Annotated in this window: 15 protein-coding genes and 1 tRNA gene; 10 read left to right on the forward strand and 6 right to left on the reverse strand. The window is 65.1% G+C overall.

Features of this window, described 5'->3' with window-relative positions; all coding sequences use genetic code 11:
- Positions 1-42: 42 nt before the first annotated feature.
- Positions 43-306 carry a 50S ribosomal protein L27 gene (gene rpmA / locus ACXJKM_RS02385; RefSeq protein WP_056203384.1) on the reverse strand — a complete coding sequence of 88 codons (264 nt, stop codon included), beginning with the start codon at positions 304-306 and terminating at the stop codon, positions 43-45.
- A gap of 37 nt (positions 307-343) precedes the next feature.
- A complete protein-coding gene (gene rplU / locus ACXJKM_RS02390; protein ID WP_056203376.1) occupies positions 344-655 on the reverse strand; it encodes a 50S ribosomal protein L21 in 312 nt (103 codons plus the stop codon).
- 367 nt (positions 656-1,022) lie between these two features.
- Here rplU and ACXJKM_RS02395 point away from each other — a divergent pair, with 367 nt between their 5' ends.
- From ACXJKM_RS02395 to ACXJKM_RS02430, 8 genes are all read left to right on the forward strand, one after another.
- Positions 1,023-1,952, forward strand: a complete 930-nt coding sequence (locus ACXJKM_RS02395) for a polyprenyl synthetase family protein (RefSeq protein ID WP_056203374.1) — start codon at positions 1,023-1,025, stop codon at positions 1,950-1,952.
- Between the two features lie 20 nt (positions 1,953-1,972).
- Positions 1,973-2,049 (forward strand) — tRNA-Pro (locus ACXJKM_RS02400).
- Between the two features lie 213 nt (positions 2,050-2,262).
- A complete protein-coding gene (gene pilB / locus ACXJKM_RS02405; protein ID WP_082532993.1) occupies positions 2,263-3,930 on the forward strand; it encodes a type IV-A pilus assembly ATPase PilB in 1,668 nt (555 codons plus the stop codon).
- A gap of 19 nt (positions 3,931-3,949) precedes the next feature.
- Positions 3,950-5,173, forward strand: coding sequence for a type II secretion system F family protein (locus tag ACXJKM_RS02410; RefSeq protein ID WP_056203372.1), 1,224 nt, complete (start codon positions 3,950-3,952; stop codon positions 5,171-5,173).
- Positions 5,173-6,102 (forward strand): prepilin peptidase, encoded by a 930-nt coding sequence (locus tag ACXJKM_RS02415; protein ID WP_056203370.1) that lies wholly within the window; start codon positions 5,173-5,175, stop codon positions 6,100-6,102. The genes ACXJKM_RS02410 and ACXJKM_RS02415 overlap by 1 nt, the downstream gene beginning before the upstream one ends.
- Before the next feature lie 4 nt (positions 6,103-6,106).
- Positions 6,107-6,715: a dephospho-CoA kinase gene (coaE, locus tag ACXJKM_RS02420; RefSeq protein WP_457350406.1), complete on the forward strand. Its 609-nt coding sequence runs from the start codon at positions 6,107-6,109 to the stop codon at positions 6,713-6,715.
- A gap of 22 nt (positions 6,716-6,737) precedes the next feature.
- On the forward strand, positions 6,738-7,493 hold the full coding sequence (zapD, locus tag ACXJKM_RS02425) for a cell division protein ZapD (RefSeq protein ID WP_056203365.1): 756 nt from the start codon (positions 6,738-6,740) through the stop codon (positions 7,491-7,493).
- Positions 7,490-7,705: a DNA gyrase inhibitor YacG gene (locus ACXJKM_RS02430; RefSeq protein ID WP_056203363.1), complete on the forward strand. Its 216-nt coding sequence runs from the start codon at positions 7,490-7,492 to the stop codon at positions 7,703-7,705. The genes zapD and ACXJKM_RS02430 overlap by 4 nt, the downstream gene beginning before the upstream one ends.
- A gap of 8 nt (positions 7,706-7,713) precedes the next feature.
- Here the strand turns inward: ACXJKM_RS02430 and ACXJKM_RS02435 are convergent, their stop codons facing one another.
- Genes ACXJKM_RS02435 through tal form a run of 3 tightly spaced genes read right to left on the reverse strand, consistent with a single transcriptional unit; the run spans position 7,714 to position 10,908 of the window.
- Positions 7,714-8,334, reverse strand: coding sequence for an HAD family hydrolase (locus ACXJKM_RS02435; RefSeq protein ID WP_056203360.1), 621 nt, complete (start codon positions 8,332-8,334; stop codon positions 7,714-7,716).
- Positions 8,331-9,965 (reverse strand): glucose-6-phosphate isomerase, encoded by a 1,635-nt coding sequence (gene pgi, locus ACXJKM_RS02440; RefSeq protein WP_457350022.1) that lies wholly within the window; start codon positions 9,963-9,965, stop codon positions 8,331-8,333. The genes ACXJKM_RS02435 and pgi overlap by 4 nt, the downstream gene beginning before the upstream one ends.
- Position 9,966: 1 nt before the next feature.
- Positions 9,967-10,908 carry a transaldolase gene (gene tal, locus ACXJKM_RS02445; RefSeq protein WP_457350024.1) on the reverse strand — a complete coding sequence of 314 codons (942 nt, stop codon included), beginning with the start codon at positions 10,906-10,908 and terminating at the stop codon, positions 9,967-9,969.
- Between the two features lie 123 nt (positions 10,909-11,031).
- On the opposite strand from tal, the gene zwf reads away from it, so the two are divergent.
- Together zwf and ACXJKM_RS02455 are read left to right on the forward strand one after the other, a co-directional pair.
- Positions 11,032-12,477, forward strand: a complete 1,446-nt coding sequence (gene zwf / locus ACXJKM_RS02450) for a glucose-6-phosphate dehydrogenase (protein WP_457325867.1) — start codon at positions 11,032-11,034, stop codon at positions 12,475-12,477.
- Between the two features lie 2 nt (positions 12,478-12,479).
- On the forward strand, positions 12,480-13,340 hold the full coding sequence (locus ACXJKM_RS02455) for a MurR/RpiR family transcriptional regulator (protein WP_056203638.1): 861 nt from the start codon (positions 12,480-12,482) through the stop codon (positions 13,338-13,340).
- Here ACXJKM_RS02455 and ACXJKM_RS02460 read toward each other — a convergent pair whose 3' ends face one another.
- Positions 13,341-13,649 (reverse strand): STAS domain-containing protein, encoded by a 309-nt coding sequence (locus tag ACXJKM_RS02460; protein ID WP_056203352.1) that lies wholly within the window; start codon positions 13,647-13,649, stop codon positions 13,341-13,343.
- Positions 13,650-13,651 lie beyond the last annotated feature (2 nt).

Here is a 13,651-nt window from a genome sequence, read left to right on the forward strand (position 1 = left end):
TGGAAGTATCCGGGCGGGCGACCCGTCCGGATCACGCAATCATCAAGCCGCCAGCGGCGTGATGACGACGGTCTGACGGTTCTTCTCGCCCTTGATGGCGAAGGACACGTGGCCATCGACCAACGCGAACAGCGTGTGGTCCTTGCCCATGCCGACGTTGACGCCAGCGTGGAACTTGGTGCCGCGCTGACGCACGATGATCGAACCTGCGGAGATCAGTTCACCGCCGTAAGCCTTGACGCCCAGCATCTTGGGCTTGGAGTCGCGGCCATTCCGTGTGGAACCGCCGCCTTTTTTCTGTGCCATGAGTTAGCTCCTAGAAATTAGCGAAAGACGACTGAAATCAGCCGTTGACCGCGCTGATTTCCAGCTCGGTGAAGTTTTGGCGATGGCCTTGGCTCTTCTTGTAGTGCTTGCGACGGCGCATCTTGAAGATGCGAACCTTGTCGTGCTTGCCATGGCTGACAACCTTGGCGCTGACAGTAGCGCCGGCGACCAGCGGAGCGCCGACCGTCAGACCGTCGCCGCTGCCGATGGCCAGCACTTGGTCGATAGTGACCTCAGCGCCGACTTCCACGTCGAGCAACTCGACCTTGATCTTTTCGCCGGCAGCAACCTTGTATTGCTTGCCGCCGGTTTTGATGACCGCGTACATATTCATCCTTCCGCACCTCAGGGGTGCAATCACCCGGCTCCAGCAGCTTGACGCCAGCCATTCAGCCCGCGCCGCCGCCCTCGTCGGGCCTTTTTGTCGGTTTTGATCCCCATTGCCCGCCACCCATCAAAGACACACGGCTTGCAAAGAGCCCGCGAGTATACCCTGACGCTTCATCGAAAGGCAATGCTCCACGCGCTGGGCCTCCTGCAAGCCTCACGACAACAGTGCGGCCCGACCATGCCCGCAAGCGCATGGACGCCGTTTCTATAATCACCCCATTCCTTGCCTGAGAGTCCACGTGCGCGTCGAGTCAGCCTCGCCCCCATCCCAAGTTGCTGAGGTACTCGCCCTGCTGGCCGACGAAATGGCCCAGGTCGACGCGGTCATCGCGCAGCGCCTGTCCTCCGATGTGGCGCTGATCGACCAGATCGCGCACTACATCGTGCATGCCGGCGGCAAGCGCATGCGCCCCAAGCTCGTGCTGCTGTTTGCGAACGCGCTCGGTTTTGCCAAGCCGGCGCGCTTTGAGTTGGCCGCCGTGGTCGAGTTCATCCATACGGCGACGCTGCTGCACGATGACGTCGTTGACGAGTCCTCACTGCGTCGCGGCAAGCCGACCGCCAACGCCCTGTTCGGCAACGCTGCGAGCGTGCTGGTCGGCGACTTCCTTTATTCGCGCGCCTTCCAGATGATGGTGTCGGTCGACCGCATGCGGGTGCTGGAGGTGCTGGCAGAGGCCACCAACGTCATTGCCGAGGGCGAAGTCCTGCAGCTGATGAACATGCACGACCCGGACATCACGGTGGAGAGCTATCTGCGCGTGATCCGGTTCAAGACTGCCAAGCTTTTCGAAGCCAGCGCTCGCCTCGGCGCGGTACTGGCCAACGCCCCGCCCGAGGTCGAGGAAGCCTGTGCCGCCTATGGGCGCGCGCTGGGAACGGCCTTCCAGCTCATCGACGATGTGCTGGATTACGAAGGAGACGCCCTGGAGCTCGGCAAGAACATCGGGGACGACCTGCGCGAGGGCAAGACGACACTGCCGCTGTTGATCGCGATGGAGCGAGCAACGGGCGAGCAACGCGCATTGCTTCGGCATGCCATCGAAGAGGGCGAGCAGGAAAAACTGCAGGATATCGTTGCCATCGTGCGCTCAACCGGCGCCCTCGAATCGACCCGGGAAGCGGCGCGAACCGAAGCGCGGCACGCGGCCGAATGTCTCAGCCACCTGCCTCCAAATAGGTGGACAGAATCTCTGCTAGAATTCGCAATTCAGTCGGTTGAGCGCCACTCCTAGGCGGCTCGCGCAGAAGACATCGGGGTGTAGCTTAGCCTGGTAGAGCGCTACGTTCGGGACGTAGAGGCCGGAGGTTCGAATCCTCTCACCCCGACCAAGTCTTCGCCCTCGGGATGAGGGTCCGCAAATCGACCGGGCCACAGTACCGGCAACCCTGAAATCCTGACGTTATCCCTGGAATTCGTTTGCCTCGCGCCCGGCTACCGACTGGCACAATTGGCAGACTTCGCTCTTTCCGTCGTTGACGCAACTGCCTGTGGAAACCACGCTCGCCGAGCCGCTTCAGTCTTCCCTGTCGGGGGTGGCGCGCATGCTGGTGCACGCCGGCAAGCTGCAGGCCAAGGCCGCCGAAGATCTCGTCAAGCAGGCGAGGGAAAAGAAGGCCAGTTTCGTCAACGCGGTGATCGCAAGCGGCCTGGTTTCGCCAGTCGATCTGGCGCACACCTTGTCCAGTGCCCTGGCCTTGCCGCTGCTGGATCTGTCGGCGATGGACCCGCAGCGCATGCCGCAGAACGTCATCGACGCCAAGCTGGCCCAGCAGTACCAGGTCGTGGCCCTGTCGCGGCGCGGCAATCGCCTTTTCGTCGGCGGCGCCGATCCCACGGATCTCGAGGTCATTGAACGCATCAAGTTCGCGACCCAGCTGCAGCCGGAATGGGTCATCGTCGAGCATGACAAGCTGGCCAAAATGCTGGCCAGCAGCGGCGTCAGCGCGACGGAATCGCTCGAGAGCATCGCTGGCGGCGACTTCGACTTCGACATCGCCGAAGAGGATGCGACGCCGCAGCAGGAGGCTGCCGAACTGGCAGACGTCGAGGACGCACCCGTCGTCCGCTTCCTGCAGAAGATGCTGGTCGACGCGATCAATCTGCGCGCTTCGGATTTGCACTTCGAGCCCTACGAGTTCCACTACCGCGTGCGCTTTCGCGTCGACGGCGAGTTGCGCGAGATCACGCAACCGCCCATCGCGATCAAGGACAAGCTGGCCTCGCGCATCAAGGTGATTTCGCGCCTGGACATCTCCGAGAAGCGAGTGCCCCAGGACGGGCGCATGAAGCTGAAGTTCGGCAGCAAGTCCATCGATTTCCGCGTCAGCACGCTGCCTACGCTGTTCGGCGAAAAGATCGTCATTCGTATCCTGGATTCGTCCTCCGCGAAGCTGGGCATTGAAGCGCTGGGCTACGAGAAGATCGAGAAGGAGCGCCTGCTCGCCTGCATCTACCGCCCTTACGGCATGGTGCTTGTGACCGGCCCGACGGGCTCCGGCAAGACGGTGTCTCTCTACACCTGTCTGAACATCCTGAACCAGCCTGGCGTCAACATCGCGACCGTGGAAGACCCGGCCGAAATCAACTTGCCCGGTATCAACCAGGTCAACGTCAACGACAAGGCGGGCCTGAACTTCTCGACGGCCCTGAAGTCCTTCCTGCGCCAGGATCCAGACATCATCATGGTCGGCGAAATCCGTGACCTGGAAACCGCCGATATCGCGATCAAGGCCGCTCAGACGGGCCACATGGTCATGTCGACGCTGCACACCAATGACGCGCCCAAAACGTTGACCCGTCTGCTCAACATGGGTGTGGCGCCGTTCAATATCGCGTCCAGCGTGCTGCTCATCACCGCTCAGCGCCTCGTGCGCCGGCTGTGCGAGAACTGCAAACAGCCGGCAGACTACCCACGCGAAGCGCTGATCAAGGCCGGCTTCGTCGAGGAAGATTTCGACGGCAGCTGGAAGCTCTATCGCGCCGTCGGCTGCAGCAGCTGCACAAATGGTTACCGCGGCCGCGTCGGGCTTTACCAAGTGATGCCCGTCACGGAGGCGATCCAGCGCATCATCCTGGCTGAGGGAACGGCGATGGACATCGCCGAGCAGGCCAAGAAGGAAGGGGTGCGCGATCTGCGCCAGTCCGGCCTCGTGAAGGCGCGCGTCGGCGTCACGACACTGGAAGAAGTGCTGTCCGCCACCAACGAATAATCAGTCTCGAGGAGAGCGCATGGCTACTGCCACTGCCGCAGCAAAAGGCGTCAAGGACTTCGTCTTCGAGTGGGAGGGCAAGGATCGCAATGGCAAGATCGTCAGAGGCGAACTCCGGGCCGGCGGCGAGGCCATGGTCAGCGCCACCTTGCGCCGCCAGGGCATCCTGGTCAACAAGGTCAAGAAGCGCCGCTCCAGCGGTGGCAGCGCGGTCAAGCAGAAGGACATCGCGATCTTCACGCGCCAGCTCGCGACGATGATGCGCGCCGGCGTGCCGTTGCTGCAGTCCTTTGACATCGTCGCCCGCGGCGCGACCAACCCGCGCCTCACACGGCTGCTGAACGACATCCGACAGGATGTGGAGACCGGCACGAGCCTGTCATCGGCCTTCCGCAAGCACCCGATATATTTCGACGCCCTGTACTGCAACCTCGTCGAAGCGGGCGAAACCGGCGGTATCTTGGAGGCCCTGCTGGACCGGCTGGCGGTCTATCAGGAAAAGACGGTTGCCATCAAGAACAAGATCAAGTCGGCACTGACCTACCCCGTCGCGGTGATGGTGGTCGCCTTCATCGTGGTCGCAGTCATCATGATCTTTGTGGTGCCGGCTTTCGAGGACGTGTTCAAGTCCTTCGGCGCCGACCTTCCAGCACCGACGCTGATGATCATTGCGATGTCGAAGTTCTTCGTCTCCTACTGGTGGGCCATCTTCGGCAGCATTGGCGGTGGCATCTATTTCTTCCTGCAGACCTGGAAGCGCTCCGTGCCGATGCAAAAGCGCATGGATCGCCTGCTGTTGAAGGTCCCCGTCTTCGGTGACCTCATGTACAAGTCCGCCGTCGCGCGTTGGACGCGGACCCTGTCGACGATGTTTGCCGCAGGCGTCCCGCTGGTCGAGGCGCTCGATTCCGTCGGCGGCGCCTCGGGGAATGCGGTATTCGCTGAGGCGACCGAACAGATCCAACGCGACGTTTCCACCGGCGCCGCGCTGACGACGTCGATGCAGACGACGGGCATCTTCCCGACCATGGTGTTGCAGATGTCTTCCATCGGCGAGGAATCCGGCTCCCTCGACCACATGCTGGCCAAGGCCGCGGAGTTCTATGAGGACGAGGTGGATGAAGCGGTCAAGGCGCTGTCCAGCCTGATGGAGCCCTTCATCATCGTCATCCTGGGCGGCCTGATTGGCGGCATCGTCGTGTCGATGTACCTGCCGATCTTCAAGCTCGGCCAGGTGGTCTGATGGCGGTGGACTACAGCCTGCTGCTGTCACCCTGGATCCTCGGCATCTTCGGTCTTTGCATCGGCAGTTTTCTCAACGTCGTCATTTACCGCCTGCCGCTGATGTTGGAGCGCCAGTGGCTGCATGAGTCGGCCGCGCAGCTCACTGACGCGGCCGCCATGGCGCGCGTCGCTGACGTGCCTTTGCCCGAGGCTGAAAAGCTGGCCAAGGCCGTGGATGTCTACGGCACCAAGATCGAAGCCCTGCCTCCATTCACTATCGCCGCGCCGCGTTCACGCTGCCCGCATTGCGGCCATCAGTTGCGCTGGCATGAAAACCTGCCGGTCATTGGCTGGCTTCGCCTGGGCGGTAAATGCGCCACGTGCAAGGCGCCGATCTCCAAGCGCTATCCCATCATTGAAGCGCTCACCGGCGCCGCCTTCGCCGCCCTGTCCTGGCGCTTCGGCGCCCAGCCGACCACGCTGCTCTGGTGCGGCTTCGTCGCTGCTCTGATCGCACTGGCGATGATCGACTGGGACACCACGTTGCTGCCGGATGCGATCAACCAGCCCCTGCTCTGGGCCGGGCTCGCCGCCGCCCTGATGGGCTGGACGATTCCGCTGGACAAGGCCCTGATCGGCGCCTTGAGCGGCTACCTGTCGCTGTGGTCGGTGTACTGGGTGTTCAAGCTCCTCACCAAGAAGGAGGGCATGGGCTATGGCGACTTCAAGCTGCTCGCGGCGCTGGGCGCCTGGCTGGGCTGGCAGATGGTGCTGCCCATCGTCCTCGGCGCCTCAGCCATCGGTGCCGTCATCGGCATCATCATGAAGATGAATGCCGGCCTGCGTGAGGGCCGCTACGTGCCCTTCGGCCCTTTCCTGGCCGGCGGTGGCCTGGTGGTGCTGTTTGCCGGCCAGCCGACGGTGCTGGGCTGGCTCGGCTGGACATGAACCCTTGATGAGGGTCGGCCTGACCGGCGGCATCGGCAGCGGCAAGAGCACGGTCGCAGGCTTTCTACACGAAGCCGGCGCCGCCCTCATCGATACGGATGCCATCTCCCGCACCCTGACCGCGCCCGGCGGTGCGGCCATGCCTGCCATTGCAGTGCAGTTCGGCGCGGACTTCATCAGCACCGATGGGGCCCTGGACCGCGATCGAATGCGCGCCCTGGTCTTCTCTGACCCGACGGCCAAGCGCCGGCTCGAGGCCATCCTGCATCCGCTGATCACCGCTGAAGCACAGGCGCAGGCTAAGACCGCGACGGCCCGCCTTGTCGTCTTCGACGTGCCTCTGCTGGTCGAATCCGGTCGCTGGCGGGCGCGCGTCGCCCGCGTGCTCGTCGTCGATTGCGCGATCGAAACCCAGATCGAACGGGTGCTGCAGCGCCCGGGCTGGACGCGCGAACGCATTGCGGGCGCCATCGCAGCACAGGCCAGCCGCGAAGCCCGCAGGGCGGCGGCCGACGCTGTGCTCCACAACGATCGCCTACCGCTTGTTGCGCTCAGAAACGAGGTTCTCAGCCTGGCCGAGCGCTGGGGCTGTGAAACAATCGCCCGGCCCTGATCGCAGTCCACCCGAGGCACCTTTGGTCCTGTACGAGTACCCGTTCAACGAAAGCATCCGCACGATGCTTCGCCTCGAGCATCTGTTCGACCGCCTCGGCACGCTGATGTCGCGCGAGACCGCGCTGGACCATCATTTCGCCCTGGTCACGCTGTTCGAGATCATGGACGTCGCTTCGCGTGCCGACCTCAAGAGCGATCTGCTCAAGGAACTCGAGAAGCACAAGGCGCAATTCATCGGTTACCGCGGCAGCCCCGGCCTTGACGAAGCACGCCTGGATGAAGTCGTCGCCCGCATCGACGGCGCCTTCCAGCGTTTGAACGCGCTGGCCGGCAAGGCCGGCGCGACGCTGACGGGCAACGAGTGGCTGATGAGCATCCGCAGCCGCATCAGCATTCCCGGCGGCACCTGCGAGTTCGACCTGCCGGCCTATTACAACTGGCAGCAGTTGCTGCCGGTGCGCCGACGCAAGGATCTGATGACCTGGGCCCAGACGCTGATGCCGCTGGCTGAGGCCCTGCAGGTGCTGCTCGGCCTGCTGCGCGACTCTGGAGCCCCGCACAAGGTGGCGGCCACCGCGGGGCAGTTCCAGCAGAGCCTGCCGCCTGGCCGCGTCTACCAGCTGCTGCGCATGCGCATCGACCCCAGCCTCGGGCTGATCCCCGAAATCTCCGGCCATCGGCTGATGATCTCCATCCGCCTGATGCGCCAGGACGAGGAAGGCCGGCTCAAGCTGGCACAGGAAGACAGCGGCTTCGAACTCGCCTTGTGCCAATGAAGACGAACCCCGCAGGCGAGCGCATCGTGCGCTGCCCTCAATGTGGCGGCGACAGCGTGTTCGCACCCAGCAACAAATGGCGGCCCTTCTGCAGCGAGCGCTGCCGGCAGATCGACCTCGGCGCCTGGGCCAGCGAGTCGTTCCGCGTGCCCGCCACGCCGCCCCAGAACCCGGATGAATACGGGCCGGACGGCGAGCCGCTGGTGCACTGATCAGGCGCTCAAGCGCTCAACAGACGCCGCGACACCAGCTCACGCCGCGCGCTGGCGGCATCCGTGAACAGGAAGGCCTGCCAGTCGCGTGACAGGGCCGCATCGACATTGGCCGGGTGGTCGTCCAGGAAAAGCAGGTCCTGCGGCGGCGCATTGAAGTGACGCTCGGCCATCGCGAACATCTCGGCGCTCGGCTTGATCTGCTTGACACGGCCCGAGAACAGGCCCGACTCGAACCATTCATTCAGTGGAAAGCTGCGGCTGAGATGGTCCGCATACGGCTCGGGCATGTTGGACAGGAAGTGCAGCGTGTGCCCCGCGGCGCGCAGATCGCGGATCAGCACGGCAGTAGCGGGGATCAGCATCAGCTCGTCCGGCACTGCACGCACGACCGCAGCGACGTCGCCCCGCGGCCAGCCGGTGCGCGCCGAGATGCGGCGCACCACCTCGTCGGCGCCGATCAGGCCCTGGTCGAACAGGCCCCAGTCGCCACCATAGTTCTGAAAAAAGACCACAGCCGCGGCCGCCCCCTGCTCCAGCGTCTCGATGCGGTGCGGCCAGATGCGCGCGAGGAAGCTGGCCGGATGCCAGCGGAACACCACGCCGCCAAAATCAAAGACGATCTTCATGCGGCCACCAGCCGCTTCAACAGGCCGGCGGTCGAGCCGTCCAGGCCCGCCGTGTCGCCGGAGTCCAGGCGCGGCAGCAACTGGTTGCAGAGTGCCTTGCCCAGTTCCACGCCCCACTGGTCGAAGCTGTTGATGCCCCACAGTGCGCCGGTCACGAAGACGCGGTGCTCGTACAGGGCGATCAGCGCGCCGAGCGAACGCGGCGTCAGCGCATCCAGCACGAGGGTCGTGCTGGGGCGGTTACCAGGAAAGCTGCGGTGCCGGGACAAGACGCCACGGTCCAGCGTTGCCGACGCGGTCGGCGCCTTCTCGGTGAGGGCCTCGGCGGCCGTCTTGCCTTGCATCAATGCCTGGCTCTGCGCCAGGCAGTTGGCCAGCAGCTTGCGGTGCTGGTCGGCCAGCTTCTCGGCCAGTTCTCCGCTTACGCCGTGATTCGGGCGCTTCACCGCGATGAACTCCACCGGGATGACGTCCGTGCCCTGATGCAGCATCTGGAAGTAGGCGTGCTGGCCGTTGGTGCCGGCCTCGCCCCAGACGACGGGCGACGTCCCGATTGACAGCGCGTTGCCGTCCAAGTCCACGCCCTTGCCGTTGCTCTCCATCTCCAGCTGCTGCAGATAGGCGGGCAGGCGGCGCAGGCCCTGGTGATACGGTGCGACGCTGCGGCTGGTGAAGCCATGGAAATTGCGGTACCAGACGTCGACCAGGCCCAGCAGCACCGGCAGATTTCGGTCGAGCGGCGCCGACGCGAAGTGTTCGTCCATCGCATGCGCGCCGGCCAGCAGTTCACGGAAGTTGTCGGCGCCGACGGCGATGGCAATGGGCAGGCCGATGACCGACCACAGCGAGTAACGGCCGCCGACCCAGTCCCAGAAACCAAAGGCGGTGTCGATGCCGAAGGCGGCAGCGGCGGCAGTGTTGCTGCTGGTCGCGACGAAGTGGCGCGCCACATCCGTTCCACCGGCGGCCAGGAACCAGGCCTTGGCAGCTTGCGCATTGGCCAGCGTCTCCTGCGTCGTGAAGGTCTTGGAGGCAATGACGAACAGCGTGTGCTTTGCGTCAACGCCGGCCAGCACGGGCGCCAGGTCATGGCCGTCGACGTTGGAGACGAAATGCAGCTTGAGATCGCGACGACCAAAGGCCTGCAGCGCCTGCACGACCATGGCCGGGCCGAGGTCGCTGCCGCCGATGCCGATGTGCACGACGTCGGTGATCTCGCCCCGCTCGCCGCGGCGCACGCGCTCGGCAAAGGCCAGCATCGCATCCAGAGATGCTTGCACCTCGGCATTGAACGGTGCCTTGCTGCCTGCCGGCGCGCGCAGCGCCGTGTGAAGCACCGCGCGGCCTTCGGTGTGGTTGACCGGGTCGCCGCGCAGCAGCGCATCGCGCCGCGCTTCGAGGCCACAGTCGGCCGCCAGCTTCAGCAGCAGGGCCAGCGTGGGCATGTCGATGCGGTTCTTGGACAGATCGGCGAACACCTCGGGCGCTTCAAACGACAGCGCGCCGAAGCGGTCCGCATCCGCCTTGAAAGCTTCACGGATATCGAAGCCGCGACCGCTCGCGGCGCCGTCTTGGTCGAAATGGGCTTGCAGTTCAGCCCAAACGGGAGACAGGTCGCAGCGCGCCGTCATGTCAGGCGGCCTCGATGAGCTTGTCGAGCTTGCCGGCATCGACGGCGAACTGGCGGATGCCCTCGGCCAGCTTCTCGGTGGCCATCGCATCCTCATTCAGCGCGAAGCGGAAGGCGGCTTCGTCCAGGTGGATGGCGGGTACGGCCGCCGCCTTGGCCGGGTCGAGCGCGCGCTCCAGCTTGGCGTCGGTGGCCTGAAGTTGGGCGAGCAGATCGGGGCTGATGGTCAACAGGTCGCAGCCGGCCAGCGCCTGGATCTGGCCGATGTTGCGGAAGCTCGCGCCCATGACCTCGGTCTTGATGCCATGCTGCTTGAAGTAGGCGTAGATCTGCGTCACCGACTTCACGCCGGGGTCGTTGACGCCGGCCATCGCCGCCTCATCCCAACTGCTGCCGGCCGACTTCTTGTACCAGTCATAAATGCGGCCGACGAAGGGCGAGATCAGCTGGACCTTGGCTTCACCGCAGGCCACGGCCTGGGCGAAGGCGAACAGCAGCGTCAGATTGCAGCGGATGCCTTCGCACTCCAGTTCGGCAGCGGCCTGGATGCCTTCCCAGGTCGAGGCCAGCTTGATCAGCACGCGCTCGCGCGAGATGCCGGCAGCTTCGTACAGGCCGATGATGCGGCGGGCGCGGGCGAGCGACGCGGCCTTGTCGAAGGACAGGCGCGCATCGACCTCGGTGGACACACGGCCTGGCACGACCTTGAGGATCTCGAGACCGAAGCGCACCAGCACCTGGTCGACGATCTCGTCCAAGGGCTTGCCGCGATGCGCCTCGACCGCCTCCTTCAGCAACGGCGCGTAGTCGGGCGACTGCACCGCCTTCAGGATCAGTGAAGGGTTGGTCGTTGCATCTCGCGGTGCAAACTGCGCGAGCTGCAGGAAGTTGCCCGTATCGGCAACGACGGTGGTGAGGGTTTTGAGCTGGTCGAGCTGGTTCATGGGCTGCCTGTATCCGGGTCGAACGGATTGACCCGACGAAGAAACTGCTGCATAGTATTTCACGAAACTTAGTTACACAACGGTTAGCGCTCCATGGGAGACGCTGGCCTGGAGACCCCGCAGATGTCTTTCGATCTCGTGTTCTTTGGCGGTACCGGCGACCTGACATGGCGCAAGCTGATGCCCGCGCTGTTCCAGGCCTTCCGGCACGGCAAGCTGCCCGAAGGCGGCCGTATTCTCGCCGTCGCGCGTGACGACCAGACGGACGAGCGCTATCGCGAATGGCTGAAGGAGCGCTTCCGCGAAGTGGATGGCGCCAAGCGTCCCAACGACGAGGAGTTCGAGCGCTTCGCGGCGCTGATCCACTACCGCCGCATGGACTTGTCCCAGCCCGATCACTACGCCGGGCTCAAGGAATGGCTGGACGCGCGCAACGCCGACACCGTCGTCCTTTATCTCGCCACCAGCCCGCACCTGTTCACCGGCATCTGCCAGCAACTCGGCGCCGTGGGCCTGAACCACGACAAGGTGCGCGTGGTGCTGGAGAAGCCGCTGGGCCATGACCTGGCCAGCGCCCAGGAGATCAACCGCGCGGTGCGCAGCGTCTTCGCCGAAGCGCAGGCCTTCCGCATCGACCACTACCTCGGCAAGCCCTCGGTGCAGAACCTGATGGCGCTGCGCTTCGGCAACGCGCTGTTCGAGCCGCTGTGGCGCCGCGAGAGCATCGCCAACATCCAGATCACGCTGGCCGAGCGCCTGGGTGTGGGCACACGCGGCGCCTTCTACGACGGCACCGGCGCGCTGCGCGACATGATCCAGAACCATGCGCTGCAACTGCTGACCATGATCGCGATGGAGCCGCCGGCGCGCAACGACGCCGACGCCATCCGCGACGAGAAGCTCAAGGTGCTGCGTTCGCTGAAGCCCTTCACGCCCGACAGCGTCGCCCGCGACGTCGTGCGCGGCCAGTACCGCGCCGGCAGCATCGAAGGCAAGGCCGTGCCCGGCTATCTGGAAGAGGTCAAGGTGCCGCCCGACAGTGCCTGCGAAACCTTCGTCGCGCTGCGCACCGAGGTCAACAACTGGCGCTGGGCCGGCGTGCCCTTCTACCTGCGCACCGGCAAGCGCCTGGCCGAACGCGACGCGCAGATCGTCGTCAACTTCCGCCCCGTGCCGCACAAGATCTTCCCCGGCGCAAGCCAGCCCAACCGCCTGGTCATCAAGCTGCAGCCCGAGGACGGCCTGGAGTTGCAACTGCTGGCCCAGAAGGGCGCCGGCCACGGCGAACAGTTGACGCCGGTGTCGCTGGACCTGGACTTCGACAAGGCCTTTGCGACGCAGCGCGTCGGCGCCTACGAGCGCCTGCTGCTGGATGCGATCGCCGGCCGCCTCAACCTCTTCGTGCGCAGCGATGAGCAAGAGCAGGCTTGGCGCTGGGTCGAGCCCATCCTTGACGCGTGGGAGGCCGACGCGAGCGGGCCGCGCCCCTATTCGGCAGGCTCCTGGGGCCCGGCCGCCGCCAGCGCACTGGTCGCGCGTGATGGTTTCAGTTGGGCGGAAGAACAATGAGCATTCTTGAGCGCGTGAAGGCCGCCCTGCCGGCCCTGCCGCCGGCCGAGCAACGGGTTGCCAAGCTGTTGCTGCTTGATGCCCGCAGCTTCGCCAGCCTGCCGGTCAGCGAGTTGGCCGACCGGTCGCATGTGTCCAAGCCGACGGTGGTGCGCTTTTGCCGCAGCGTCGGCTATGACGGCCTGGCCGACTTCAAGCTGAAGCTGGCCGGCAGCGTCAACGAAGGTGTGCCCTTCGTGCACCGTGCCGTGGACGAGGACGACAAGACGGGCGACATCATCGTCAAGGTGGTCGACAACGCCGTTGCCGCCCTGCTGCATTACCGCAACGATGCAGCCAGCCATGCCTTCGAGCGCGCCATCGACGCGCTGACCGATTCGGCCCGCCACAACCGGCGCATCGAGTTCTACGGCGTCGGCAACTCCGGCATCGTCGCCCAGGACGCCCAGCACAAGTTCTTCCGCCTGGGCGTGAACACGGCGGCGACCAGCGACGGCCATGTGCAGCTCATGAGTGCGACCATGCTGCAGCCAGGCGATTGCGCCGTCATCATCAGCAATTCGGGGCGCAGCCGCGACCTGCTGGATGCGGCCGACATCGCGCGCAAGAAGGGCGCGACCATCATCATCATCACGGCCAGCGCTTCGCCGTTGGCGCAGCTGGCGCTAGGCCCCAGCCAGATCCTGCTGGCGGTGGACCATCCCGAGGACTTCGACCGCTACAGCCCCATGGTGTCGCGTTTGCTGCATCTGATCGCGGTGGACATCCTGACCACGGGCGTGGCGCTGAAGCTGGGCCAGCACCTGCGGCCCATGCTGCAGGAGATCAAGAAGAATCTGCGCGCGAAACGTTACGCGGGCTGATCAGACGGCCGCGGCAGGCGGCCACAGCAGTTCGGCCACGCCGTAGACGCGAGCCAGTTCGCGAAGCTTGTCGGGCGCGTTGTCCAGCTTCAGCGTTGCGCCCTGCTCGGTGCACTGGCGCCCGGCCGATAGCAATACGCTCAGCGCCGCGGAATCGAAATCCTTCAACTCGGCAGCCGACAGCCTGACCTCACGGCCGGCCGCCGCCAGCACCTGGGCGGCCTCGGCGCGCAGGGCGGGCGACATCTGCGCCCAGGCGGCGCGGGCGCCGTCCGTGCGCAGCCGTGCGGGCAGCTTCAGGCCGCTCAAGA

Source organism: Roseateles sp. P5_D6, assembly GCF_054049415.1.